This is a genomic window from Amycolatopsis sp. CA-211722 (assembly GCF_056828465.1).
Map to the genome: position 1 here is coordinate 6,568,769 of NZ_CP184752.1, position 23,633 is coordinate 6,592,401.

A 23,633-nucleotide genomic window follows, 5' to 3' on the forward strand; every position below is an offset into this window, starting at 1 on the left:
GGGACGGCCCGGACATGGGACAGGCCCCCGGATGCGGGGTAGGGGCGGCCCTACCGCCGCGGGTAGCCGCCGTCGACCTCCTTCACCGGTTTGTGCGGGAAGCGGCGTTCGGCGTAGGCCTTCGCCGCCGATCCTTCTCGTACGTACAGCGTCTCCACCTTGTCCTGCAACGGCTTCACGACCGTTCCGAGGAAGCCGCGACGGTCTTCGAGGTACGGGCCGAGCACGTCCTCGCCCGCCGGGCAGACCGCCATGCAGTACGCGGCCTTGTAGTTCGGCTTGAACGCGAGGCTCTGCCACATCGACACGTTCTCCGAGTCGGTCACCCTGGACCGGAAGTCGGCGGCGTCCTCGCTGTCGGCCACGGTCTGGGCCCAGTCGGTGAAGCCGCTCATGAACTCGCGGTAGTTGTGCGTCGAACAGGCGAGGAAGTCGAACTCGCCGGTCTTCGAGATCGCCCCGATGGGGCAGGCGGCGACGCACAGCTTGCACTCCAGACAGGGGTTGTAGTCGAGGGCCTCGCCGTGGGTGGACACCTCGGCGTCGACGAGCAACGTCGCCAGGAGCACGAAGTTGCCGAACTTCGGGTGGATGACGTTGCGATGCAGTCCCATGGCGCCGAGACCGGCCGCGACGGCGACCGTCTTGTGCGCGACGACCCAGATCCGGCCGGGGTAATGCTCCATCTCCATCGGGAACGTCGCCGATGGGTTGATCGCGCGGTATCCGGCGTCCTGCAGCGTCCGGACGATCGTGTGCCCGGCCTCGTTGATGATCTCGCCGGTGCGATGAAACTCCTGGTTGGCGACGCTGCGGGCCGGGGAGCGGACGTCGTCGCGATTCATCCGCACCACGAGCGAGACGAGGGTTTTGGTACCGGGCAGGGCGCGCTCGACGTGCTCGCGTTCGCCTGCCAGATCCGGATGGTCGAGTGAGACGGCGGCCGCGTCGTCGGCGCCGGCGGCGAGGCAGATCTCCTTGAGCCAGGCCGCGTCGATCACCGGGGACGGCTTGTCCCGCGGTTCGGCGAGCACGGCCCGTACCGACGGATGGTCGGCCAGCTTCTTGGGGAGCCTGCCGGTCACAACGCCTCCAGGATGGTCGCGTTGGCCTGGCCGCCGCCTTCGCACATCGCCTGCAGGCCGTACCGGGCGCCGTGGTGGTGCAGCGCGTTGACCAGGGTGCCCATCAGCCGGGTCCCGCTCGCGCCGAGCGGATGGCCGAGTGCGATCGCGCCACCGTGGACGTTGACCTTGGCCGGGTCGGCCCCGGTTTCCTGCTGCCACGCCAGCACGACACTGGCGAACGCCTCGTTGATCTCGAAAAGGTCGATGTCCGCCAGTCGCAGGCCCGCGCGCCGGAGCACCTTCTCCGTCGCCGGGATGACCCCGGTGAGCATGAGCAGCGGGTCCGATCCGGTGACGGCGAAGCTGTGCAGGCGGGCGCGTGGGCGCAGGCCCAGCCGGGCCGCGGTCTCGCTGGAGGTGATGAGCAGGGCGGAGGCGCCGTCGTTGATCGGGCTGCTGTTGCCCGCGGTCACCGACCACTCGATCTGCGGGAAGCGTGCGGCGACCGCCGGATCCTGGAACGCCGGGCGCAGCTTGGCGAGCGTTTCGAGGTCGGTGCCGGGCCGGACGGACTCGTCGGTGGAGACCCGGCCCGAGGGCGTTTCGATCGGCACGATCTGGCTCGCGAACCGGCCGAGGTCGTGCGCCCGGGCCGCCTTCCGGTGCGAGGCCATCGCGAACTCGTCCATCGCCTGCCGGCTGAGCGACCATTTCGCGGCGATGAGTTCGGCGCTGATGCCTTGGGGTACCAGACCTTCCGGATAGCGCTCGGCGACGCCGGGGCCGAGCGGGTCGGTGCCCGGCAGCACGTTGGACCACATCGGGACGCGGCTCATGGACTCGACCCCGCAGGCGATGACGACGTCGTACGCACCGGCCATCACCCCCTGCGCGGCGAAGTGGACGGCCTGCTGGCTGCTCCCGCACTGCCTGTCGACGGTGGTCGCGGGCACGCTTTCCGGCAGCCCGGCGGCGAGGGCGGCCCACCGCGTGACGTTCTGGGCCTGCTCGCCGACCTGGTCGACCGCGCCGCCGATGACGTCGTCGATCAGCTCCGGGTCGATGCCGTTGCGTTCGACGAGAGCGCGCAACGTGTGGGCGAGCAACTGGACCGGATGGACCTCGTGCAGGGCGCCACCGGGTTTGCCCTTGCCGATCGGGGTACGGACGGCGTCGACGATGACCGCGTCGTGCACGGCTGCCTCCAGTTGGTGAGTTGGGATCTCCAACTCACTGTGGCATCGAGTCGGTTGGAAATCAAGACTCACTGGGTTTACGCTGGTCTCATGACCGAAGGGCCGAGGGACTGCTCGATCGCCAACGCGATGGAGGTGATTGGGGAGCGCTGGAGCCTGCTCGCGCTGCGCGAAGTGTTCTTCGGTGCGCGGCGGTTCGACCAGATCGTCCGCAACACCGGGGCGAGCCGGGACATCCTGACCGCGCGGCTGCGAAAACTCGTCGAGACGGGAATCCTCGAAAAACGGCTCTACGAGGAGCATCCGCCGCGCTACGAGTACGTGCTCACCGAGGCGGGGCACGCCCTCAACCATGTGCTGCTGAACCTCATGGCGTGGGGTGACGCGTACGTCACCGAGGGGCCGCCGCCGACGGTGTGGCGGCATGCGTGCGGCGAGGTCCTCGCGCCGGAGACCGTCTGCGCGCACTGTCGCGAACCGGTGCGGGAGAAGGACATGACGCTGGTGCGGAGCAGCCGTCGCGGCAAGTCCTCGTGAGTGGTCAAGAAGGTTATTGAGCCGTAGGGCAAATGTGGCGTGTTCGGGTGCTCGCTGGGTGCGGGCTTCGGTGTCGCGAAAGCCACTTTCGGGACATCAGGCGTCGCGAAAGTGGCTTTCGCGACGTGTCCGAGCCTTCCGGCGCCCAGAAGGACCGCGCCACCTGTGGCGAAGGGGACTTTCCTCGCGTGCGATGAGGGGAAAGCTCCCTTCACCTCGCCGAGCACCCCCGAGCGCGAGTCACCCGACAGGACACCTTCGCCCTACGGCTCAAGAGAACCGTCCTGGCCACTCATGAGGTCGGGTCAGGAGCGGGCGGCCCATTCCCGCGCGATCATCCGCAGGAGCGCCGGATAGATGATCGCGTACCGGAACGGCTTGATGAATCCCATGTACGCCCGGCCGAAGAGCCCGTTGGGTTTGACCAGCACCGCCATCTGACCGCGATATCCACCCTGCCCGTCCTCGACCCAAGCGATGTGCAGGACCCCGTGCATGGTCCGGTTCGCCATTTCGGCGGCGAATTCGTCGTCGAGCCGGTACAGCGGGGTGAAGGGCAGCCAGTCGTCGTCCGGGCCGGTGGGTGTGCCGCGGAGGTCTTCCGGCAGCTTGCCGCGGAGCGATCCCACCCGGGTGTCGAGGCCGGTGTTTCGCTTGTCCAGCCTCAGCAGGGCGCCGAGCTTCCAGCGCAGTGCCCACAGCGCCCGGACGGGGAGTGCCGCCCCGTCCGGGAAGTTCCCCGACGAGAACTGCTTCACCAGCTTGCCGAAATCGTCCGGCCCGCCCGGTGTTTCGAGCGCCCAGACGTCTTCGAGGTCGAAGTCGCCGGCGATTTCGTGGATCCGCCATGAGCGGGTGCTGTGGGCCGTGTTCGCGAGTTTCATGCCGACACCAGCTGGACGATCTCGCGCGGCCGGACCTCGCGGTCGTCGAAAGCGACGTCCACGTCCGCCGATCCCAGGGCGCGCATCGAGGCCGCCTGTGCCGCCTCGGATTCCCAGCGCACGATCGACACCACGGCGTCGCCCGCGGCGGTCACCCAGCATTCGGCGGCGAGACAGCCCTGAGTGGAGCGTAAGACGTCGGCGACTCGCCGGACTCGCGAGACGAATTCGTCATGGTGATCGGTGTGCGGGTAATGCGTGGCCACGAATCCGACAGTCATCGTCGTTGTTCCTCCCAGTGAACTTCCGCCATCTATACGGTAGCGTATATATCGTCCGCGTGGTGCCGAAGTGACGGGAGATACGGTGATCCCATGGCCGCCGAAACCCGGACCCCGCCGAGCGCCTGGATCGACGCGGGGCTGCACGCACTCGCCGCCGGAGGTCCCGGCGCCGTGCGCGTCGAGGCGCTCGCGAAAACCCTGGGAGTCACCAAAGGCGGTTTCTACGGTCATTTCGCCGATCGGGGCGCGCTGCTGGAGGGAATGCTCGCCACCTGGGAGCGGATGAGCACGGAGCTCCTCTTCGAGAGCGTGGAGAGCGAAGGCGGCGACGCCAGGGCGAAGATCCGGCGCGCGGGTCTGCTCGCCGGCGATCGTCTCCTGCCGATCGATCTGGCCATCCGGGATTGGGCCCGGCGCGACGCGGTGGTGGCCGAGCGGCTCCGGCGGGTCGACAACCAGCGCATGGACTACCTGCGTTCCCTCATGCGCGAGATCGTCACGGACGAGGACGAGGTCGAAGCCCGCTGTCTGCTCGCGTTCTCGCTCCTGATCGGCAAGCACTTCATGGCCGCGGACCACGGCGGCCGTACTCGGGAAGAGGTCACCGAGCTGGCCGGTGCGCTCCTTCTCGGCGCCAGGCCTGGTCATGGAATTTGAGGCGGGCCACCGGCTCCTGGCTTTCCTGCGCGAGCTTCAGGCGGTGAAGGCCGCGGAATCGAGATGGGAGCTCAGCGGCTCGGGCTGGCAGGCCGTCGTGGACGTCGAGCCGCGCCGGTGGCTCGGGCTGGCGTTCGAGGCGCTGGACCCCGTGACCGGCAAACGCGCCACCTACGACATCGACACCGACCTGTACGACCTGACGCGGGACGATCAGCGTGATTTCGCGGAGGAGATCGAGCGCGCCATCATCGAGTTCCTCGACAACCTGAGAAACGGAGCGGTCCTGCGGGGAAACGACAGGTCGAAGTTCGTGCTCGTCTTTCCTCTGGACGGCGCCTACATCCGTGTCGTGCAAGGTCGCTTCGCAGGAAGCGCGTCCACGCACCCTGAGCTCGCCGCCGCACTGGCCGGAGGTGACTACGTCCCCCTCAGTCGTCCTCATCCTCCGGCGTAGTCGGCACTTGCTTGCGCGCGACATAGATGAGCAGCCCGATGATCACCACGGGGCCGACGAAGATCAGGATCTCGTCCCAGCCGCCCTGGTGCATCATCACCACCCGCGCCGCGCTGGTCATGAGCCGGAGACCAGCGCGATCCCGAGCGCGGTGTAGCCGATCATCAGCGCCAGCATGGGGTACTGGCCCACCTTGACGTAGTTCGCGCGAAGCACGCCGACGGAACGGTCATGGGCCGAGGTTACGGCCAGCACGTGCCCGGCGACGATCCCGGCGATCTGCACGAACGCGATCACGCCGGTCGACACGACCGTGTAGTCGATCGCGCGGCCGAAACCCTGCTGCCCCGAGAACACGGCGAACGAGAAGTAATGCGCGATCGTGTAGCCGACCATGATCGGGATCAACGACGGCGCGAACGCCGGATACGGGTCGAATCCCCGGCGCAGATACGGCCTGGTCAGGCTGATGGCGCCCGCATAGGCGCCGTAGGTGAGCGCGATACAGGCCGCCAGTCCCGCGGTGCCGCCGAGGACACCGGCGTCCAGTGACGTCCAGAACGGAAGCCGCGTGAGGCCGTCGAACGCCGTCGAGCCGAGCACCACCAGCACCAGCGCGGTCAGCCACGGCGCGGGGGAGACGGTGAGCAGGCCGTCCAGCGGATTCCTGATCACCAGGCGCCCATCCGTCCGCCTGCCGAACGGGGAAAGCGCCGCGATCAAGCGCGCGTAGACCTCGAAGGCGTCACCGCGGTCGAACCAGAGCGGACCGAACACCGCGCCGAGAGAGATGTGTATAACGGCATACACGGTGGCGAACAGGGCGATCGCCCGCGGCGAGTCGGAATGCGGGAACACCAGTTCTAGCCAAAGGAAAGCCAGGAGGCCAACGATCGCGGGCAGGTAGCCCAGCCGGTCGGGGAGTTCGCGATGCCGCGCGGGGATCAGGGCCGCGACCGTCCTCAGTGGATTCAACCGCGGCCAGACCGGGCCGAACAGAAGCGACAGCGGGACCAGGCCGACCCAGAACCACGCGTAGAACCATGCCGGAGCGGGGTTGTCGGCCGAGTTGCCGGGCCCGGCCCACGCCATCGCCAGGAACCCCGCGAACAGCACGACACCGAGTACACGCGTCGCGATTCGCGAGAACCCGGAGTCGACGAACCGTTGCAGGGGGAGGGGGCGGCCGGCGTCGGCGCCACGGAGCTTGGGCTGCTTCCACAGCACGGTGAGCGCGAAGAAGGAGACCACGACCGCGCCCGCTCCCGCGTAAAGCGCGAGCCACAGCGGAACCGGCAGATCGGACCGGCCGCCGAGACCGTGCGCCAGGATCATCCGCTCACCCGGAGCTTGGTCACCGCCGCGCCGCTCTTGTGCAGTTCCACCTCGAAGATCCCGTCGATGTTCGCGGTGAACGCGACCGTCCCCGGAACCCCGGGTGTCAGCTGGGCGGCCTTGTCGTAGCCGTGGACGTGCAGTTCGTCGGGCTGGTCGGAGGTGACTTCGAGCGTGACGTTCTCGCCGGTGCGCACCGCGACCTCCTCGGGGCCCGCCGTGCGCTTGCCCTCGGTGATCGAGAACTTGACGGTCCGGGTGCCGGTGCCCGGCGCCGGGTCCTGCGCCGTTCCCGAACAGCCGGTCAAAGCCAGCAGTGCGGCCACGGTGAGCCCGCCGATCCTCCGCATCGAGGTGCCTCCAAGTCGTACGCCCCGGCTTGCCCGGCCGGAACCTTGCGCCTATCGTGTTACCCCAAGGTAACAGTTACTCAGGTTAGCAGGAAGGCGAGCACGGTGTTCATGGCTCAGGAGAGCCCGCCTGCCGGCGGCGCGCAATTCGGGCAGATCGTCATCGCGGGCCTGATGTTCACCGCGGTCTTCCTGCCCCTGGCCCTGTTCGTGCTTCGGGAGCGCGCGGGGAAGCGGACGGTCTTCGGTCGCGTCGCGGACTGGATGGCCGGGCTCACCGGTCTGCCGCGCTGGGCGGCGCTGCCGATGTTCGTCGCCTTCCTCTCCGGGATGTCGGCGCTCATCGGCGTCTACTGGGACGTGCCGATCCACATGGAGCTCGGTCGCGACGAAGGTCCGCTCGCGAACCCGTCGCACTACCCGATCTACTTCGGACTGATGGGCATCTTCGCCAGCGGCGTGCTCAGCGCGACCCTCGCGACGAAGGATCTGCCCGCGCGCACGTTCAAGATCGGTCCGCACTGGCGGGCGCCGATGGGCTCCATCCAGATGATGGCGACCGGTCTGGTCGGCATCGCGGGCTTCCCGCTCGACGACGTCTGGCACCGCCTGTTCGGCCAGGACGTGACCGAGTGGGGGCCGACGCACGTCCTGATGATCGGCGGCGGCGTTTGTGTCGTGCTCGGTCTGCAACTGCTGCTCGGCGAGGCCCGGCAGGCCGGTGCGACCGGGCCGGTCGTGCGCCTGCTCGGCCCGGTGCTCGCCGGTGCCTGGATGATGGGTGCTTCGGCATTCTTGATGGAGTTCGACCTCGGCGTCCCGCAGTTCCCGATGCTGTCGCAGGTCGTGCTCGTCGGCCTCATCGGTGCCTGGACGCTGACCTACGGGCGGCTGTCCTGGGGGCCGGGCGGCGCGTTGATCGTGCTCGCGGTGTTCCTTGCCTCTCGCGCTTCGTTCGCCGTGATCCCGTTGTTCGCCGACCTGCACGTGGCGTCGCTGCTGCCGTACGTCGCCGAAGCGGTGATCATCGAGGTCGTCGCCTTCGCGATGCGCAACCGGCAGGGCTACACGTTCGCCGCCGTCGCCGGTCTGCTCGTGGGGACGGCCGGAATTCTCGCCGAGGCGGCGTTCACCCGCTGGCTGATGCCGAATCCCTGGCCCACCGCGCATCTGCCGCTGTTCGTCCTGTTCGGGACCGGCGCGGCGCTCGCGGGCGCGTTCATCGGGGTCTGGCAGTACCAGCGGGTGGAGGAGACGGCGACGCGGGTGCCCGCGGCGGGGCCTCGTCACGTGGTCGGGCTCGTCGGCGCGCTGGGCGCGGTCGCCTTGATGTCGTCGGTCGCCGTCCCGGCCGATCCGGAGCCGGGGTTCACCGCGGACGTCCGGCTGACCGAGGCCGCGACCGGGCTGCCGATCTCGAATCCGCACGGTGGCGGCACACCGCGCTGGGTCGACGCGACGGTGACGATCTCACGGCCGGACCTGGCCGACGACGCAGTGTGGCTCAACGGTTTCGCGTGGCAGGGCGGCGACTTCTTCACCGCGCCGCTGGAGAAGATCGGCGACGGGGTGTACCGCACCGCCCAGCCGCTGCCGGTGTTCGGCCAGTGGAAGACCGGGATCCGGGTGCACGTCCCGAACCGGGTGATGGGGCTGGCCCCGATCTACGCGCCCGCCGACCCGGCCGCGAACGCGCCGTCGATCGACGCGACGTCCGGCACGCGCCCGTTCATGTCGGAGATCGAGTTCCTGCAACGAGAGCGGAAGTCGGACACGCCCGCCGTGCTGTGGACGGTCGCGTACGTGACCGTCGGGCTCATCTTCGCCGGGATGTGGGCGCTGTTCGCGTGGCTCTACGCGGCCGCGGCCACCGCGCGACGGCGTGAGGTCTCCGTCGGCTGACGTCCCCCGCGTTTCGTCCTCTAGTTGCGGTACTTGCACGTGCAACTACCGCAACTAGAGGACGAAACGCTTTGCTCCCACTTCGTCGCACGTATCGATTGGGCATCATCGCGCGCAAGGCTTTTGCAAGGCCGCTTCCCTTGAATACCCAGGACACCGCACGTGTGGGCGTTTCGCGCGCCGGAACGGTGACGCAGTGCGACGCCAGAAAGACTTAAAGTAGCGGTCGACCACGCGACGGCATCCGCTGTGCACGATCGGTATTGGCGAGTCATTGCGCGGTTACCGCGACATGTGGTTACTTTTCCGCCTTGGGGGTTGGGTTACAGCGAGTTTCGATGGGGTGGTCTTCGTGCGCACAGAGCGTTTTCCCAGGCGACGGCGCGGTCTTCGCGTGGTCGCGGTCCTCGCCGCTTCGGCGGTCGCGACGGTGCCTTTCGTGCCCGCCGCGGCGGCGCAGCAGCAGGGCAAGGTCCTCCGGGTGGCGCTCACGACCGGCATCGACCACCTGAACCCCTTCACCGCCCAGTTGGCGGCGTCGACCCAGGTCGGCCGGTTCAACTACGAGTTCCTGACCCTGCCTTCGGCCGAGGACACCCAGCCCACGGGCGGGATCGCGGAGTCGTGGAAGACCTCCGACGACAAGCTCACCTGGACCTTCGCCATCCGTCAGGGGATGAAGTGGTCCGACGGCAAGCCGATCACCGCGCAGGACCCCGCGTACACCTTCCAGCGGATGCTCGACGACGAGAACGCCCGCACCGCGAACGGCAGCTACGTCACCAATTTCGCCTCGGTTTCGGCGCCGGACGACAAGACGCTCGTCATCAAGACCAAGGCCCCGCAGTCGAGCATGACCTCGCTCGACGTCCCGATCGTGCCCAAGCACATCTGGGAGCCGATCAAGGATCTCAACGCCCCCTCGACCGACGAGATGGCCGTGGTCGGCGTCGGCAGCGGGCCGTACCTGCTGACCGAGTACAAGAAGAACGAGTTCGTGAAGTTCAAGGCGAACAAGGACTACTGGCGCGGGGCGCCCAAGGTCGACGAGCTGCAGCTGCTGCAGTTCAAGGACGCCGAGGCCGCGGTCAACGCGCTGAAGCAGGGCGAGGTCGACGTCATCAACCGGCTCACGCCGACGCAGTTCGACGCGCTCAAGGGCGAGAAGAACATCACGACGAACAAGGCTCCTGGCCGCCGGTACAACGAGCTCATCATCAACTTCGGCGTCAAGAACGTGCTCGACCAGCCGATCGGTGACGGGAACCCGATCCTGAAGGACGTCCGCGTCCGCAAGGCGATCGCGCAGGCCGTCGACACCAACACCATCGTCGAAAAGGTGATGAACGGCTACGGCCAGCCCGGCACGGGTGTCGTGCCGGCGATCTACAAGGCCTACACCTGGTCTCCGTCGGACGCCGAGAAGACCAAGTTCGACATCGCGGCCGCGAACGCCACGCTCGACCAGGCGGGCTACGCCAAGGGCGCGGACGGCATCCGCGTCGCCCCCGGTGGTGCGAAGCTGGAGTTCCGCCTCGCCGGGCACGCGAACCGGCCCTTCGACCAGCGTGTCGCGCAGTTCGTCAGCGGCTGGCTCAAGGACGTCGGTATCGGCGTCAAGCAGGAACTCGTGTCCGACGACGAACTGGACGACCGCACCACCGCGGGCAACTACGACCTCGCGATCTCCGGCTACGGCACCTCGCCGGACCCGGACTACGCGCTCAGCCTGAACACCTGCGCCGGCCGCCCGAACGCCGAGGGCAACGGCGGTAGCTCGGCGACGTTCTTCTGCGACCCGCGCTACGAAGACCTGTACAAGAAGCAGCTGACCGAGTTCGACCCGGCGAAGCGCGCCGAGCTCGTCAAGCAGGCGCAGGCCGTGCTGGCCGGCGAGTACGTCGACGTCGTCCTCGACTACGACAACGTGCTCGAGGCCTACCGCTCGGACAAGTTCTCCTCGTTCACCAAGCAGCCGCAGCCCGACGGCGCGATCCTCGAGCAGTCCGGCTACTGGGGCGTCTACGGCGCCACCCCGGCCGACGCGGCCGCGGCGGGTGCCGAGGAAAGCAGCAACACCGGATTGTGGATCGGCATCGGCGCGGTCGTGCTCGTGGTGCTCGTCGGCGGCGGCGTGCTGCTCGGGCGGCGCGGCAAGTCGGCCGACGACCGGGAGTAAGAGCAGCGTTGACCGAAGCACTCAGTTCCCTCGAAAAGCCCCCGGCGCTCGGCGATCCCGACGAGCGCCGGGGCGGGACCGGCACCGCCCGGTTCGTGCTCTCCAAGATCGGCGGCGCGCTGGCGAGCCTGGCGCTCGTCGTCGTGCTGGGGTTCTTCCTGTTCCGGACGCTGCCCGGTGATCCCGTGCGGTTCATGGTCCGCGACCGGCCGACCGATCCGAAGATGATGGCGGAGCTGCGCGCGCAGATGGGCGTGGACAAGCCGCTGCTGCAACAGTTCTGGGACTACGTCGTCGGCCTGCTCCAGGGCGACATGGGCGTCTCGTACCTGCAGCGGCGGCCGGTCTTCGACATGATCGGCGAACGGTTGTGGCCGACGATCCTGCTTGTCGGCAGCGCGACGGTGCTCGCGGTCGCGCTCGGCCTGTGGCTCGGCATCCGCGCGGGCTGGCGGCGGGGGAGCAGGTTCGACAAGGTCCAGACCGGGATCGCGCTGACCCTGTGGTCGGTTCCCCAGTTCTGGCTCGGGCTCATGCTGCTGGTGGCCTCCAACGGGCTCTTTCCCAGCCGTGGCATGCATTCGCCGGACGTCGAGCCGGGCTTCTTCAGCGAAGGGCTCGACGTCCTCCACCATCTGGTGCTGCCGTGCGTGACCCTGCTGGTGGTGTTCTACGCGCAGTACATGCTGGTCATGCGGTCTTCGTTGATCGGCGAGATGAACTCGGACTACCTCACCACCGCCAGGGCCAAGGGCCTGCGCGACGACCTGGTCCGCAAACGGCACGCCGTGCCCAACGCCCTGCTCCCGACGGTGACGCTGGTCTTCATGCAGTTCGGCATGGTCGTCTCGGGCGCGGTCTCGGTCGAGGCCGTGTTCAGCTGGCCGGGGCTCGGGCAATTGCTCTACGAAGCGCTCCGCGGACCTGATCTGCCTGTCCTGCAAGGAGTCTTCGTCACCCTTGCCGGCGCGGTGGTGCTGATGAACCTGCTCGCGGAGCTGCTCTACCGCGTGCTCGACCCCAGGGTGCGGACGGCATGACCACAGCGGAGAAACCCGGTTCGATCGTCTGGCGCCGTCGCCGTGAGGCCGTGGCGAAGCGCTGGCACGAGTTCACGACGAACAAAGCCGGCGTCTTCGGGCTGGCCTTCCTCGGCATCCTCACCGTGCTGGCCATCCTCGCGCCGGTGATCTCGGACGAGTCCGGTCTCGACGTCACCAAGGCCGAAGGCACTTCCTTGGACCCGCCCAGCGGAGAGTTCTGGCTGGGCACCGACATCGATGGCCGTTCGGTGCTGCTGATGACGTTCTGGGGAGCGCGGATCTCGCTGCTCACCGGCTTCTCGGCGGCGTTCCTCTCGGTGCTGATCGGCACCGTCATCGGGATCGCGGCCGCGCATTTCGGCGGCTGGCTGTCCGGGCTCCTGTTGCGGTTCACGGACTTCTTCCTGGTGCTGCCGTCGCTCGTCCTCGCGGTGGCGCTGGCCTCCGTGCTGGATCAGGGCACGATGACGGTGATCATCGCGATCGGCGTCACCGCCTGGCCCAGTACCGCGCGCCTGGTCCGCGCGCAGACCCTCACGATCGAGGGCCGTCCGTACATCGAGCGCGCGAAGGCCCTCGGCGGCGGTCACCTGCACATCGTCGGCAAGCACGTCCTTCCCGGCGTCATGCCGCTCGTGCTGGCCAACACCACGCTCGTCGTGGGCAACGCGGTCATCGCGGACGCGACGCTGGCGTTCCTCGGCGTCGGCAACCCGAACACCGTCTCCTGGGGAGCCATGCTGCAGACCGCCTTGAACAACGGCGCGATCAGCAAGGGCGCCTGGTGGAACCTGCTGCCGCCGGGTGTCGCGATCGTCGTGGTCGTCCTCGCCTTCACCCTCGTCGGACGCGCGCTGGAGACCGTGCTGAACCCGCGCCTGAAGGGACAGCACTCATGAGCCCCTTGCTGGAACTGAAGAACCTCGGCGTCACCTACTTCACCGGAAGCGGCGAGGTCGCTGCGGTCCGCGGCGTCGACCTCGTGCTCGAACCCGGTGACACCCTGGGCGTCGCGGGGGAGTCGGGGTCGGGGAAGTCGACGGTCGCGATGAGCGTGCTGCGGCTGCTCCCGCGGTCGGCGAAGGTCAGCGGCGAGATCCTGCTGGACGGCGAAGACGTCACGGCGATGAAGTGGGGCAGGCTGCGCGCGGTGCGCTGGGCCGAGGCCTCGGTCGTGTTCCAGGGCGCGATGCACGCGCTCAACCCGGTGCGGAAGATCGGCGAGCAGATCGCGGAGCCGATCCGCCTGCACCCACCCGGTGGCAAGGCGCTGTCGGACGGCGAGATCCAGGCCAAGGTCAAGGAACTGCTCGAACAGGTCGACCTTCCGCCCGGCCGCGCCGGCGCGTACCCGCACGAGCTGTCCGGCGGCCAGAAGCAACGCGTCATGATCGCGATGGCGCTGGCCTGTTCGCCGCGGCTGATCATCGCGGACGAGCCGACGACCGCGCTCGACGTGGTCGTCCAGGCACAGGTGCTGGACCTGCTGGGCAGGCTGGTCGTCGAGCAGGGGATCGGGCTGATCATGATCAGTCACGACCTGTCGGTACTCGCCGCCACCTGCCGACGGATCGCGGTGATGTACGACGGCGAGATCGTCGAGGAACGGCCGAGTGCCGAGCTGATGAGCGCGCCGCACCACGAACACAGCAAGGCGCTGGCGGCCGCGTTCCCGACCGTCGGCGACCCGGTGTCCCGGTTCGCTCCCGCGACCAGCACACCGCTGCCGCCCGAACCGGAACGCAGTGCCGACCAGCCCGCGTTGCTGGAGGCCGAAGACCTGCGCGTCAGCTTCCGCGATCGCACCGGCAAGCGCATCAACGCCGTCGCCGGGGTGAGCTTGCAGGTGCGGAAGGACGAGATCGTCGCGCTCGTCGGCCAATCCGGCTCCGGCAAGACGACGCTTGCCCGGACGCTGCTCGGGCTGCAGAAACCCGATTCCGGCGCGGTGCGATACGACGGCAAGCCGGTCCCGCTCGGTGGCGCCGGGCTCAAGGCGTACCGGCGGCAGGTCCAGCTCGTGCTGCAGGACCCGACGAGCGCGCTGAACCCGAACCACACGGTGTACGAGGCCGTCGCGGAAGGCCCGCGCATCCATGGAATGGGCGCGAACGAGCACGAAATCGTCACGAAGGCCCTCGAAGCGGCCGAGCTACGGCCCGCGGAGAAGTTCCTCGACCGGCTTCCGCACGAGCTTTCCGGCGGGCAGCGGCAGCGGGTCGTCATCGCGGGCGCGCTCGCGCTGGACCCCGGCGTGATCGTCGCCGACGAACCGGTGGCTTCGCTCGACGCGTCGGTGCGAGGGGAGATCCTCGCGCTGTTGCTGCGCCTGCGGCGTGAACTGGGACTCGCCGGGCTGGTGATCACCCACGACCTCGGGCTGGCCTGGAACATCGCCGACCGGGTCGCCGTGATGTATCGCGGGGAGCTGGTGGAGGTCGGTACCGTGGAAGAGGTCCTGCTGGACCCGAAGCACGACTACACGAAGTCGCTGCTGGCCGCGTTGCCCGGTGGAACGGCGCGGGAAACCCCCATTGCCGCGCACTCGCACAGGCGCGGTGTGTAACCTCCAATCTCGAAATGGCGACCACGACAGACCCCCAGCAGACGCCCTCGGCCGGTTCCCTCGGCGAGCGGCTCCGGGTGCCATCCCGGTTCCCGTACCGCACCATCGCGATGGGAACCATCGGCAGCACGCTGCTGATGCTGGCGGCGCTCGGTGCCGGTGGCACTCTCGTCCGTGACCCGATATTGGGGCACGGACCGCTGTCGTGGATCCGCTACGGCCACGGCCGCATCCTCGCCAACGTGGTGCTCTACACGGGCTTCGCGCTGATCATCTGGGCGTGGGTCCGGCTGGGCCGCTACGCGCTCGCGGGCCGCATCGGCAGCCGGCCGATCGTCATCGCCGCCGCCTGCTGGATGGCGCCCCTGCTGGTCTCGCCGCCGCTGTTCACCCGCGACGTGTTCTCCTACCTCGCGCAGGGCGCGCAGCTGCTCAACGGCCTCGACCCGTACGCCAACGGCCCGGCCGAGCTGTCCGTGCTGCCGGACGTCGTGCAGAACGTCCATCCGCTGTGGCAGACCACGCCCGCGCCGTACGGCCCGTTGTTCCTGCTGGTCGCCAAGGGGATCGTCTCGGTCACCGGCAACGACATGATCGCCGGCGTCATCGCGACCCGGCTCGTCCTGATGCTCGGCCTGGTGGGGATGCTGTGGTCGCTGCCGCGGCTGGTCAAGCACCTCGGCGGCAAGCTGCCGATCACGCTGTGGCTCGCCATCGCCAGCCCGATGACGGTGATCCATCTCGTCGGCGGACCGCACAACGACCTGCTGATGCTGGGCTTCCTCACCGTCGGCGTGCTGGCCGCGCTGGAGCGCAAGCACGTCCTCGCGATCGTCCTGGTCACCATCGGCATGCTGATCAAGCCCACCGCGGCGTGGGCCCTGCCGTTCCTGGTCTGGGTGTGGGCGAACCACCTGCCCGGCGACCGGAAGGTGGTCAACTTCTTCCGCGCGGGCGCCGCGTCGGTCGGGATCTTCCTGCCGGTGTTCGTCGCGGGCACCTGGCTCTCGCTCGGCTCGGTCAACCTGGGCTGGCTGACCGGCCTCAAGGCGCCGACGCTGATCGCGAACTGGATGAACTTCCCGACCGGGATCGGCGAGATCTTCTACTCGCTGGTGAACCTGGTGATCGACGTCGAGGTCTCGCCGTTCGTCACGGTGTTCCGGGCGATCGCGATGGTCGGGCTGTTCGTCTTCGCCGGCTGGCAGTGGTGGCTCGCCCGCGACGGCGGCTACCCGGCGATCCACCGGATGGCGATCGTGCTGCTGGCCGGCGCGATCGTCCCGCCGCCCTCGCTGCCGTGGTACCTGACCTGGGGTTTCGTGGTCCTGTCGGCCTTCGAATGGCGCCGCCGGAACCTCGCGGTGGTCGTCGCGGTGTCGGTGTTCGTGACGCTGGTCTACTACCCGACGGGGGAGCAGGCCCTGTACGACTGGTGGTTCATGGCGGGCGTCGTCGCGGCGAGTGTGTACGCGGCCGCTTCGCTGCTGCGGCCGGATCCGCTGGGGATCATCGCCGCTTGGCGGGGGAAGCCGGTTGAGCAGTTCCTGCCCGCTGAGGCTCCTCGGTCCTCCTGAATTCGTACCTGGGTTTGGGGGGCGGGAGCCTTCCGGTTCGTTCGGTGTCCCCAATGTGGCATTGGAGCCGCTGAGTGTCCCCAATGCCACATTGGGGACATCGCCAGGGGAGGGCGGCGCGGTCGCGAAGGGCGAGTTTCCTCGGCTGAGCCGCGTGAAGGGCCCCTTCCCTCGGCTGAGCCGCGTGAAGGGGTCCTTCACGCGCAGCCGCTGTTACTGCTGTTGCATGTGGGACGCACGTGGCGATCATCAAGTCCGTGAAGGCCTCCTTGAGGGACCCAGAGTCCCTCAAGGAGGCCTTCACGGAACCTCACCAAAGTGTATAACGACCTATACGGCATGGCGACGGCCGTGTTGCCGCGAAACGGCAACACGGCCAAAGAAGCTCAGGAAGCGCGCCACCCGCTCCATGTGTGAACGAGCGTGGTCACCACGGCATGCGGGGGAGGCTGCGCCTCGTACTGCGGATACTTCTCCCGCAGCAGCCGCGCCGGTAAAGCCTGCTCGTCGGCATCGGTCAGCACCCGGGCGAGACCGTCGGCCCGGGTCCACCACAGTCCGGCCCAGTCTTCGTCGTAATGGTCGGTCAGAAAACTGACCGCCGGGTTCTCCGCGATGTTCTTCAACCGCCGCAACGCCGTGGTGCTCTTGGGTTTGTGGTCGATCGCGAACACCACGGAGTCGCCCTCGAGAACGAACGTCACCGGCACCACATGGGGCACGCCGTCCGAACCGGTCGTCGCCAGCCTCGCGATCCGCTCGCCCTCGAACCGCGACCTGGCTTCGGCAGGCGTCATCCGCATGCCGAAGACGGTACCTAGGCCGAGCGTCGCACGCGGAGCACGTTGTCCGAACGCGTTCCGTGCTGGCCTTCCGGTCCGGGGAAGTCGTGGGTGATCAGCTCCTGTCGTTCCACGGTCCATTCGCCCTCGGCCAGTGCCAGCGATTCGAGCACCTCGTCGGTGGTCGGGAAGTGGACGTCCTTGTGCGGCGGTTCTTCCAGCCACGTCGGCCAGCCCGCGTGGCCCGCGACCACCAGCGTGCCGCCCGGCGCGACGGCTTCCGTGGCGCGGCGGAGCGCCTTGTCGCGCTCGCCGTCGTCCGCGACGGGGGAGTGGAAGAACTGTGCGGAGACGAGGTCGAAGCGCCCTTCCGGGAACGACTTCGCCAGGTCGTGGCGCTCCCAGACGATGCCTTCGGCGCCGGCCTCGGCCGCGTGTGCGGCGGCGCGCTGGAGCGCGACGTCCGAGATGTCGACGGCGGTGACCCGCCAGCCCTGCTGCGTCAGCCAGATGGCGTCGCCGCCCTCGCCGCAGCCGAGATCGAGCGCCGTCCCCGGTGTGAGCGCGGCGACCTCGTTCACCAGGATCGGGTTCGCCTTCCCGCTCCAGACCTGATCCTTGTCCCGGTAGAAGTCTTCCCAGAACTGCTGTGTGGCATCCATGACCGCAAGATGCCTCCGTTGCGGCCGGTTCCGCAAGTTCCGTTGCCGTTATGGCAAAATCTGCAGCGTGCCCGCGTCGGCGTCGAGGGTGGCCCGTGCGCCGAGAGGGATGGTCGGCGACGCCGGGACGTGCCCGGCTCCGAACTCCCAGGCGATCGGTACACCGAGCGGGCCGAGGCGGTCGAGCATCAGGGCACGGATCGCCTCCGGATCACCGCAGGACCTCCACGAGCCCAGCACGAAGCCTCGAACTCCGTCGAGCCAGCCGGAGCGCAGCAGTTGGGTCAGCATCCGGTCGATCCGATACGGGCTCTCGGTGACGTCCTCCAACAGCACGAGCGCCTCACGTCCCAAGCCCTGCTCGGGCGTGCCCAGGCCCGCCGCGACGAGGGCGAGGTTGCCGCCGACGAGCGTTCCGGTCGCGGTGCCGGGCACCAATGGCGACGACGTCGGCGAGGCGATCAGCCGGGCGCTGTCGGGTTCGAACAACGACAGCCGCAGATGTTCGGCGGCCACCGCGTCGAAAAGAGTGGTGGCGGGCATCGGGGAGAACAGCGTCTCCAGTCCCAAGTGGACGTTCACCGCCTGGTGCAGCGCGGTGACGTCGCTCGATCCGCCGAACGTCTTGGGGCCGGCCGCCTTCAGCGCCGGCCAGTCGAGCAGGTCGAGCATCCGCTGCGAGCCGTAGCCGCCGCGGGCGGCGAGGACGCAGGTCACTCCAGGGTCCAGCCAGGCGCGGGTGAACTCGGCGGCCCGCGCCTCGTCGGAAGCGGACAGATAGCCGGCGGAGGTCGCGCGGACGCATTCGCCGACGAGGACGTCGACGCCCCAGCCGCGGAGCACCGGTAACGCCTTCTCGGCGAGGTCCGGCGGGACCGGGCCCGCCGGGGCGACCAAGGCGATCGTGTCGCCCGGTCGCGTTTTCGGCGGCCTCACCGGTTCAGCCGGAGCTTCGGCACGCCGGGCGTCTCGAAGCCGAGGATCTGACCGTAGAACGACAACTCCGCTTCGAGCGCGGCCACGATCGTCTCCGCCTTCCGGAAACCGTGCTGCTCGCCCTCGAACCTCAGGTAGGCGTGCTCGATGCCGCGCCCTTCCAGCCCGGCCACGAACCGGTCCGCCTGCTCGGGCGGGCAGATCTCGTCCTCCAGCCCTTGCAGGAACAGCAAAGGGCCGGCGAGAGTGCCCGCGTTGTCGATCGGCGACCGGTCCCGGTAGCGCTGCGCGGCCTCCGGCAGCGGGCCGACCAGCCCGTCGAGATAGCGGGACTCGAAGTCGTGGGTCTCACCGCCGTCGCCGGTCCATTGCGTGAGGTCGAGGATCGGGTACATCACGGTGCCCGCGCGATAGGTCGTGGTGGTGGTCAGCGAGGCGGCGGAGGTGTACCCGCCGGCGCTGCCGCCGCGGATGGCCAGCCTGTCGCCGTCGACGGTGCCTTCGGCGGCGAGAGCTTCGGCGACGGTGGCACAGTCGGCGACGTCGACCACGCCCCACTGTTCCCGCAGCCGCTCACGGTAGGCGCGTCCGTAGCCGGTGGATCCGCCGTAGTTCACCGTGACGACGGCGATCCCGCGGCTGGTGAAGTAGGCGATCTCGTAGTCGAGCACAGCGCTGTCCCGGCCGGTCGGTCCGCCATGGGGGTACACCAGCAGTGGCGGCAGTTCGCCGTCCGGCGCGGCGTAGTCGGCGTTCGCGGGGAGGTGGACGAAGGCGGGGATCCGGTCGCCGTCGTCGTTTGTGAAGACCCTTTCCACGGGGATCGACAGGTAGGCGGGCGAGGGCGGCTCGGGCGCGGAAGCGAGTTCGGTCACCGTCCCGCCGCCGAGACCGACCTTCACGACGGCGCCTTCGCGTTTCGGCCCCGCCGCGATTCCGACGATGGCGCCTTCGTGCACGGCGAAACCGTTGGTGGACCACGCGGTCAGCTCGGCTGCGGCCGCCACCGGGGTCACTTCCCGCGTCGTCTCGTCGAGGATGGCGAGCCTGCCCGACGCGATGACGGCGAACCTGCCGTCGCCGAGCGGGACGAACCAGCGCGCGCCGAGTTTCCACTGCGCCCCGCCGATCTCCTGTTCGGCCGGGGCCAGGTTCGTGCTGGCTCCGTCGAGCCCGACGCGGTGCAGGTTCCACCAGCCGTCCGGGTCGAGCAACGCCAGCAGGCTGTCCGCCGACTCCCATTCGACCTGGCAGACGGAGATGTCGGCCGCGCCGGCGAGCACCCGGCGCGGCCCGAACGTGCCGTTCTCGTCGAGTTCGGCGACGCACAGTTCGGTGCCGTCCCAAGGCATCGCGGGGTGGTTCCAGCCGATCCACGCCGCGTGCGTGCCGTCGGGTGAGAGCCGCGGCGCGGTGAGGAAGTGATGGCTCGCCGTCAGAACCCGTTCCGGGCCGCCGTCGAGGGGAACCGCGATGAGGTCACGGGCGATGTCGACGCGCCGGGGTCCAGTGCTGCGCTCGCGGACCAGCCACACCTCGCCGGGGAGGCCGGGCTGTAGATCGCTGTAGCGGATCTCGTGCCGGGTCGCCGGCTCGGGGGTCAGCGGTGTCGTCTCGCCGGTGGTCAGGTCCCGGCGGTAGACGCGCTGATCCGCCCAGTGGGTGAAGACCAGGACGTCGCCGAGGACGAGCCAGGGCCTGCCGCCGTATTCGTGGACCCGGTTCCGGACGCTCCACGGAGCGGGGAGGACGTCTTCGACCGTGCCGTCGGCGCGAGTGCGCACGAGGGTGACGCGACCGCCTTCACCGGTTCTCGCTTCGGCCCACCAGATCTCGTTTCCCACGGTATCGAGCCATTGCGCGCTGACTCCCGAGGCCGCGACGGCGGCGGCAGACAGGGGGGACGTCCAGGTGCCGTAAGGGGCGATCTCAACCACGGTTGAAGACTAGGTTCGGCCCTTTGCCCGTGACGGCCCGGGGCGCGGCGGTTTCGCCCTGGGCTTAACCTTGGGGCGGCGGATGCCGATCATGGGGTCGTGGCCTAGGGTCAAAGGTGCCATGTCTCGCGTAATCCACGTCTTCCGCCAGCCCGACCGGTTCGTCGCAGGAACCGTCGGTGAGCCCGGCGACCGCACGTTCTATCTCCAGGCGTCCGAGGACGTCCGCACGATCAGTGTGACGATCGAAAAACAGCAGGTCGTGGTCTTGGCCGAGAGGCTCAGCTCGCTGCTGGAAGAGGTCGCCAGCCGGTTCGGCGCGGACGTTCCGGACGACGCGCCCGACGAGCTCCTCGACGTCGACCCCTTGGCCGTTCCGGTCGAGGAGGAGTTCCGCGTCGGCACGATGGGGCTCGGCTGGGACGCCGAAAGCAGTGCCGTCGTCATCGAGCTGCTCGCGATGACGGAGGGCGAGGTGGACGAAACGGTCGTTCTGGACGACACCGAAGAAGGGCCGGACGCCGTGCGCGTCTTCCTGAGCCCTGGCGCGGCGCGCGCGTTCGCCGAACGGGCGGACCGGGTGGTCAACGCCGGCCGGAAGCCGTGCCCGCTGTGTGCGGAGCCGCTCGACCCGGCGGGCCACATCTGCCCGCGGCAGAACGGCTACCGGCGCGACGTCGACGTCCTCGAGGACTGACGAGGTGGAGGAGTCTTCGCGGGAGCTGGTGACGCGCGGCAAGATCGACGTCGAAGGCAGGCTCGTCGACGCCTCCAACGTCACGCTGTTCTGCACGATCGAGCTCGACGGAGTCAGCGGGAACGTCGTGTACAAGCCGGTTTCGGGTGAGCGGCCGTTGTGGGACTTCCCGGACGGGACGCTCGCCGGCCGTGAGGTCGCGACGGCCATGGTCGCGGACGCCGCCGGGCTCGGCGCGATCCCGCCCACGGTGCTGCGCGACGGGCCGTTCGGGCCGGGCATGGTGCAGCTGTGGATCGAGACCACCGACGAGGAGCTCGTCGACGTCCGGTCGCCGGAGAACCTGCCGGAGGACTGGCGTGTCGTGCTGCACGCCCACGATCGCGACGGCGAGCCCGCGGTGCTCGCGCACGCGGACCGGAAGGGTATGCGGGAGCTGGCCGTGCTCGACATCGTGGTCAACAACACCGACCGCAAGGGCGGTCATGTGCTGGCCGGCGCCGACGGCCGGATCTACGGCGTGGATCACGGGATCTGCCTGCACACCGACCCGAAGTTGCGGACGGTGCTCTGGGGCTGGATCGGCGAGCGGTTGACCGAGGCCGAGGTCGGCAAGCTCCGCGGGCTTCGCGAGAAGCTGGACGGCGAGCTGGGTGACGCGCTCGGCGATCACCTCACCGGTTTCGAGATCCGCGCGCTGGCCGAGCGCACCGAACTGCTTCTGGCGGAGGGCGTCTTCCCCGAGCCGGGTGACGACTGGCGGGCCATCCCGTGGCCGTTGTTCTGATCGATGACGAGGTGCGTGCGCGTCTGATCAGGCGGTTCGGCGACGACGTCGCGACGTGGTGTGACGAGCTGCCCGCTCTCGTGGAGCGGCTGTCCGCCCGGTGGGGGCTCACCGTCGTCGACGCCAAACCGGGCAACACCGGCCGGACCTTGATCTGTCGCGGGGACGACGGCCTGGCGAAGGTCCTGAAGCTGACCCCGGATCGCACGATCGCCGAAACGGAAGCCGCCGCGCTGCGGGCATGGGACGGCTGCTCGCGGGTCGTGCAGGTGCTCGACGCGGAGCTCGCCGCCGGGGCGATCCTGCTGGAGGGCATCGAGCCCGGCACGCAGCTGATGGAGGCGGGGGCGAACGTCCCTTGGGCCGAGGTCGGCGATCTGATGGCTCAGATCCACTCGGTGGCCCCGCCGTCGGACTTCGCGCCGTTGGAAGACCGGGTCGTGTTCATGTACCGGCTGGCCGAGCGCGGGCTGCGCGGCTCGGTGGCCGAGGCCACGCTCTCGCTGGAGACCTTGGATCGAGCGCGGCTGCGGGCGCTCGAACTGTCGGCCGTGGGCGGGAGCGCGATCGTGCACGGGGACCTGCATCCGGGCAACGTCCTCGACGGCGGGCCCGGGCGGGGAGCGGTCGCGATCGACCCGCGTCCGAGTGTCGGCGACCCGTGGTTCGATCTGGCGGACTGGGTGACGTTGCCGATGCGCGACGGCGGGACACTCGAAGACGGCTTCGACGCGATCGCGCCGCATCTGCCGGATTTCGACGCCGAACGGGTGCGCGCGTGGTGTGTCGCGCTCGCTCCGCTGTTCGTGATGCGCCCGCTGGAGCGAGGCGAGCGGACCCCGTTCGTCGAAGCGATGCTGTCATTCTGTAGGTGAACCCGAGTCTGCGATCGACGTCGGCAGGGCGCTTGATGGCCGCCTGACCGGCGTGGCGGGGAGACGTCGCCCCCGGGCGCCGCTAGCGTCGGGCGCCGTGCGCTCCCATTCGTACGACGACGTGTTGTCCGGCCCGCGCAAGCGGAAGATCCCCGAGGTGCCCGCGGAACCGGGGCTCGTGGTCGAAGACCCGGCAAGCGGCTACTGCGGTGCCGTCGTGAAGATCGAGTACGGCAACGTCGTCCTCGAAGACCGGCACGGCAAGCACCGCGTGTTCCCGCTGAACCCCGCGGGCTTCCTGCTCGAAGGCAAACCGGTCACGCTGGTTCCCACGAAGGCGGCCCCGAAGGCCCCGGCGCGGCGGATCTCGGCGTCCGGTTCGGTCCAGGTCCAGGGGCTCAAGGCACGGGTCGCCCGCGATTCACGCATCTGGGTGGAGGGCAAGCACGACGCGGAACTCGTCGAGCGGGTCTGGGGGCACGACCTGCGGGTCGAAGGTGTGGTGGTGGAACCACTCGATGGGGTGGACGTGCTGTCCGACCGCGTCGACGAGTTCGGCACCGGCCCCGGCCGGCGGCTCGGCGTGCTGGTCGACCACCTGGTCGCGGGCAGCAAGGAGTCGCGGATCGTCGACGCGATCCGCGACGAGAACGTGCTGATCACCGGGCATCCGTACATCGACATCTGGGAGGCCGTGAAGCCGTCGGTCGTCGGCATCCGTGCCTGGCCGGAGATCCCGCGCGGCACGGAGTGGAAACAAGGCGTCTGCGACGCGCTCGGCTGGGGCGAGCCGTGGGAGGGCTGGCAGCGGATCCTGGCGGCGGTCGGCAGCTACCGGGATCTGGAAACGCCGCTGATCGGAGCGGTGGAACGGCTCATCGACTTCGTCTCGGACCCGGGCGAAGAGTCCTGAATGCCCGGTT

At 69.0% G+C, this 23,633-nt stretch carries 24 protein-coding genes; 13 read left to right on the top strand and 11 right to left on the bottom strand.

Annotated elements, in window-relative coordinates:
• Positions 1 to 50: 50 nt before the first annotated feature.
• Entirely contained in the window at positions 51 to 1,085 is a 1,035-nt protein-coding gene (locus tag ACOCEP_RS31005; RefSeq protein WP_482332647.1) for a 4Fe-4S binding protein, read from the bottom strand.
• Positions 1,082 to 2,263 (bottom strand): thiolase family protein, encoded by a 1,182-nt coding sequence (locus tag ACOCEP_RS31010; protein ID WP_482332648.1) that lies wholly within the window; start codon positions 2,261 to 2,263, stop codon positions 1,082 to 1,084. Before ACOCEP_RS31010 ends, ACOCEP_RS31005 begins: the two co-directional genes overlap by 4 nt.
• 90 nt (positions 2,264 to 2,353) lie before the next feature.
• On the opposite strand from ACOCEP_RS31010, the gene ACOCEP_RS31015 reads away from it, so the two are divergent.
• The gene (locus ACOCEP_RS31015) at positions 2,354 to 2,800 is read left to right on the top strand and encodes a winged helix-turn-helix transcriptional regulator (RefSeq protein ID WP_482332649.1); all 447 of its coding nucleotides are present in this window, start codon (positions 2,354 to 2,356) and stop codon (positions 2,798 to 2,800) included.
• A 305-nt stretch (positions 2,801 to 3,105) separates the two neighbouring features.
• Here the strand turns inward: ACOCEP_RS31015 and ACOCEP_RS31020 are convergent, their stop codons facing one another.
• Both ACOCEP_RS31020 and ACOCEP_RS31025 read right to left on the bottom strand, forming a co-directional pair.
• Positions 3,106 to 3,684, bottom strand: a complete 579-nt coding sequence (locus tag ACOCEP_RS31020) for a DUF2867 domain-containing protein (protein ID WP_482332650.1) — start codon at positions 3,682 to 3,684, stop codon at positions 3,106 to 3,108.
• The gene (locus ACOCEP_RS31025) at positions 3,681 to 3,965 is read right to left on the bottom strand and encodes an antibiotic biosynthesis monooxygenase (protein WP_482332651.1); all 285 of its coding nucleotides are present in this window, start codon (positions 3,963 to 3,965) and stop codon (positions 3,681 to 3,683) included. Before ACOCEP_RS31025 ends, ACOCEP_RS31020 begins: the two co-directional genes overlap by 4 nt.
• A 93-nt stretch (positions 3,966 to 4,058) precedes the next feature.
• Between ACOCEP_RS31025 and ACOCEP_RS31030 the strand changes: the two genes are divergently transcribed.
• Both ACOCEP_RS31030 and ACOCEP_RS31035 read left to right on the top strand, forming a co-directional pair.
• Positions 4,059 to 4,625 carry a TetR/AcrR family transcriptional regulator gene (locus ACOCEP_RS31030; protein WP_482332652.1) on the top strand — a complete coding sequence of 189 codons (567 nt, stop codon included), beginning with the start codon at positions 4,059 to 4,061 and terminating at the stop codon, positions 4,623 to 4,625.
• Complete coding sequence (locus tag ACOCEP_RS31035; protein WP_482332653.1) at positions 4,615 to 5,082, top strand: hypothetical protein; 468 nt, start codon at positions 4,615 to 4,617, stop codon at positions 5,080 to 5,082. The genes ACOCEP_RS31030 and ACOCEP_RS31035 overlap by 11 nt, the downstream gene beginning before the upstream one ends.
• On the opposite strand, the gene ACOCEP_RS31040 is transcribed toward ACOCEP_RS31035, so the two are convergent.
• The 3 genes from ACOCEP_RS31040 to ACOCEP_RS31050 are packed head-to-tail and all read right to left on the bottom strand — an operon-like array spanning position 5,057 to position 6,767.
• A complete protein-coding gene (locus ACOCEP_RS31040; RefSeq protein ID WP_185927096.1) occupies positions 5,057 to 5,203 on the bottom strand; it encodes a hypothetical protein in 147 nt (48 codons plus the stop codon). The genes ACOCEP_RS31035 and ACOCEP_RS31040 overlap by 26 nt on opposite strands.
• On the bottom strand, positions 5,200 to 6,417 hold the full coding sequence (locus tag ACOCEP_RS31045) for a hypothetical protein (protein ID WP_482332655.1): 1,218 nt from the start codon (positions 6,415 to 6,417) through the stop codon (positions 5,200 to 5,202). Before ACOCEP_RS31045 ends, ACOCEP_RS31040 begins: the two co-directional genes overlap by 4 nt.
• Positions 6,414 to 6,767 (bottom strand): cupredoxin domain-containing protein, encoded by a 354-nt coding sequence (locus ACOCEP_RS31050; protein WP_482332656.1) that lies wholly within the window; start codon positions 6,765 to 6,767, stop codon positions 6,414 to 6,416. The genes ACOCEP_RS31045 and ACOCEP_RS31050 overlap by 4 nt, the downstream gene beginning before the upstream one ends.
• 111 nt (positions 6,768 to 6,878) lie before the next feature.
• Here ACOCEP_RS31050 and ACOCEP_RS31055 point away from each other — a divergent pair, with 111 nt between their 5' ends.
• From ACOCEP_RS31055 to mptB, 6 genes are all read left to right on the top strand, one after another.
• A complete protein-coding gene (locus ACOCEP_RS31055) occupies positions 6,879 to 8,669 on the top strand; it encodes a hypothetical protein (RefSeq protein WP_482332657.1) in 1,791 nt (596 codons plus the stop codon).
• Between the two features lie 394 nt (positions 8,670 to 9,063).
• Positions 9,064 to 10,848 (top strand): ABC transporter substrate-binding protein, encoded by a 1,785-nt coding sequence (locus ACOCEP_RS31060; RefSeq protein ID WP_482339853.1) that lies wholly within the window; start codon positions 9,064 to 9,066, stop codon positions 10,846 to 10,848.
• Positions 10,849 to 10,856: 8 nt separating this feature from the next.
• A complete protein-coding gene (locus tag ACOCEP_RS31065) occupies positions 10,857 to 11,888 on the top strand; it encodes an ABC transporter permease (RefSeq protein ID WP_482332659.1) in 1,032 nt (343 codons plus the stop codon).
• Positions 11,885 to 12,790 (top strand): ABC transporter permease, encoded by a 906-nt coding sequence (locus tag ACOCEP_RS31070; protein ID WP_482332660.1) that lies wholly within the window; start codon positions 11,885 to 11,887, stop codon positions 12,788 to 12,790. The genes ACOCEP_RS31065 and ACOCEP_RS31070 overlap by 4 nt, the downstream gene beginning before the upstream one ends.
• Positions 12,787 to 14,457 (top strand): nickel ABC transporter ATP-binding protein NikE, encoded by a 1,671-nt coding sequence (nikE, locus tag ACOCEP_RS31075; protein WP_482332661.1) that lies wholly within the window; start codon positions 12,787 to 12,789, stop codon positions 14,455 to 14,457. The genes ACOCEP_RS31070 and nikE overlap by 4 nt, the downstream gene beginning before the upstream one ends.
• Before the next feature lie 14 nt (positions 14,458 to 14,471).
• Complete coding sequence (gene mptB, locus ACOCEP_RS31080) at positions 14,472 to 16,034, top strand: polyprenol phosphomannose-dependent alpha 1,6 mannosyltransferase MptB (RefSeq protein ID WP_482332662.1); 1,563 nt, start codon at positions 14,472 to 14,474, stop codon at positions 16,032 to 16,034.
• A 386-nt stretch (positions 16,035 to 16,420) separates the two neighbouring features.
• On the opposite strand, the gene ACOCEP_RS31085 is transcribed toward mptB, so the two are convergent.
• From ACOCEP_RS31085 to ACOCEP_RS31100, 4 genes are read right to left on the bottom strand one after another with little or no spacing between them, the layout of a single operon-like run.
• On the bottom strand, positions 16,421 to 16,837 hold the full coding sequence (locus tag ACOCEP_RS31085; protein ID WP_482332663.1) for a TIGR03668 family PPOX class F420-dependent oxidoreductase: 417 nt from the start codon (positions 16,835 to 16,837) through the stop codon (positions 16,421 to 16,423).
• Positions 16,838 to 16,851: 14 nt separating this feature from the next.
• The gene (locus ACOCEP_RS31090; RefSeq protein WP_482332664.1) at positions 16,852 to 17,478 is read right to left on the bottom strand and encodes a class I SAM-dependent methyltransferase; all 627 of its coding nucleotides are present in this window, start codon (positions 17,476 to 17,478) and stop codon (positions 16,852 to 16,854) included.
• Positions 17,479 to 17,526: 48 nt separating this feature from the next.
• Complete coding sequence (locus ACOCEP_RS31095; RefSeq protein ID WP_482332665.1) at positions 17,527 to 18,414, bottom strand: S66 peptidase family protein; 888 nt, start codon at positions 18,412 to 18,414, stop codon at positions 17,527 to 17,529.
• Positions 18,411 to 20,351, bottom strand: coding sequence for a S9 family peptidase (locus ACOCEP_RS31100; protein WP_482332666.1), 1,941 nt, complete (start codon positions 20,349 to 20,351; stop codon positions 18,411 to 18,413). Before ACOCEP_RS31100 ends, ACOCEP_RS31095 begins: the two co-directional genes overlap by 4 nt.
• Positions 20,352 to 20,472: 121 nt before the next feature.
• Here ACOCEP_RS31100 and ACOCEP_RS31105 point away from each other — a divergent pair, with 121 nt between their 5' ends.
• From ACOCEP_RS31105 to ACOCEP_RS31120, 4 genes are all read left to right on the top strand, one after another.
• A complete protein-coding gene (locus ACOCEP_RS31105; RefSeq protein WP_465419285.1) occupies positions 20,473 to 21,048 on the top strand; it encodes a DUF3090 domain-containing protein in 576 nt (191 codons plus the stop codon).
• A gap of 4 nt (positions 21,049 to 21,052) precedes the next feature.
• Positions 21,053 to 21,835 (top strand): SCO1664 family protein, encoded by a 783-nt coding sequence (locus tag ACOCEP_RS31110; RefSeq protein WP_482332668.1) that lies wholly within the window; start codon positions 21,053 to 21,055, stop codon positions 21,833 to 21,835.
• Positions 21,820 to 22,710 carry an aminoglycoside phosphotransferase family protein gene (locus ACOCEP_RS31115; protein WP_482332669.1) on the top strand — a complete coding sequence of 297 codons (891 nt, stop codon included), beginning with the start codon at positions 21,820 to 21,822 and terminating at the stop codon, positions 22,708 to 22,710. Before ACOCEP_RS31110 ends, ACOCEP_RS31115 begins: the two co-directional genes overlap by 16 nt.
• 97 nt (positions 22,711 to 22,807) lie before the next feature.
• Positions 22,808 to 23,623, top strand: coding sequence for a DUF3097 domain-containing protein (locus ACOCEP_RS31120; protein ID WP_482332670.1), 816 nt, complete (start codon positions 22,808 to 22,810; stop codon positions 23,621 to 23,623).
• Positions 23,624 to 23,633 lie beyond the last annotated feature (10 nt).

Excerpts from the sequence above, each read along its gene's own strand:
- ACOCEP_RS31035 (WP_482332653.1), top strand. The coding sequence starts at position 4,615 with ATGGAATTTGAGGCGGGCCACCGGCTCCTGGCTTTCCTGCGCGAGCTT.
- mptB (WP_482332662.1), top strand. The coding sequence starts at position 14,472 with ATGGCGACCACGACAGACCCCCAGCAGACGCCCTCGGCCGGTTCCCTC.
- ACOCEP_RS31030 (WP_482332652.1), top strand. The coding sequence starts at position 4,059 with ATGGCCGCCGAAACCCGGACCCCGCCGAGCGCCTGGATCGACGCGGGG.
- ACOCEP_RS31050 (WP_482332656.1), bottom strand. The coding sequence starts at position 6,767 with ATGCGGAGGATCGGCGGGCTCACCGTGGCCGCACTGCTGGCTTTGACC.
- ACOCEP_RS31070 (WP_482332660.1), top strand. The coding sequence starts at position 11,885 with ATGACCACAGCGGAGAAACCCGGTTCGATCGTCTGGCGCCGTCGCCGT.
- nikE (WP_482332661.1), top strand. The coding sequence starts at position 12,787 with ATGAGCCCCTTGCTGGAACTGAAGAACCTCGGCGTCACCTACTTCACC.
- ACOCEP_RS31085 (WP_482332663.1), bottom strand. The coding sequence starts at position 16,837 with ATGCGGATGACGCCTGCCGAAGCCAGGTCGCGGTTCGAGGGCGAGCGG.
- ACOCEP_RS31105 (WP_465419285.1), top strand. The coding sequence starts at position 20,473 with ATGTCTCGCGTAATCCACGTCTTCCGCCAGCCCGACCGGTTCGTCGCA.
- ACOCEP_RS31090 (WP_482332664.1), bottom strand. The coding sequence starts at position 17,478 with ATGGATGCCACACAGCAGTTCTGGGAAGACTTCTACCGGGACAAGGAT.
- ACOCEP_RS31025 (WP_482332651.1), bottom strand. The coding sequence starts at position 3,965 with ATGACTGTCGGATTCGTGGCCACGCATTACCCGCACACCGATCACCAT.
- ACOCEP_RS31015 (WP_482332649.1), top strand. The coding sequence starts at position 2,354 with ATGACCGAAGGGCCGAGGGACTGCTCGATCGCCAACGCGATGGAGGTG.
- ACOCEP_RS31045 (WP_482332655.1), bottom strand. The coding sequence starts at position 6,417 with ATGATCCTGGCGCACGGTCTCGGCGGCCGGTCCGATCTGCCGGTTCCG.
- ACOCEP_RS31020 (WP_482332650.1), bottom strand. The coding sequence starts at position 3,684 with ATGAAACTCGCGAACACGGCCCACAGCACCCGCTCATGGCGGATCCAC.
- ACOCEP_RS31055 (WP_482332657.1), top strand. The coding sequence starts at position 6,879 with ATGGCTCAGGAGAGCCCGCCTGCCGGCGGCGCGCAATTCGGGCAGATC.
- ACOCEP_RS31040 (WP_185927096.1), bottom strand. The coding sequence starts at position 5,203 with ATGACCAGCGCGGCGCGGGTGGTGATGATGCACCAGGGCGGCTGGGAC.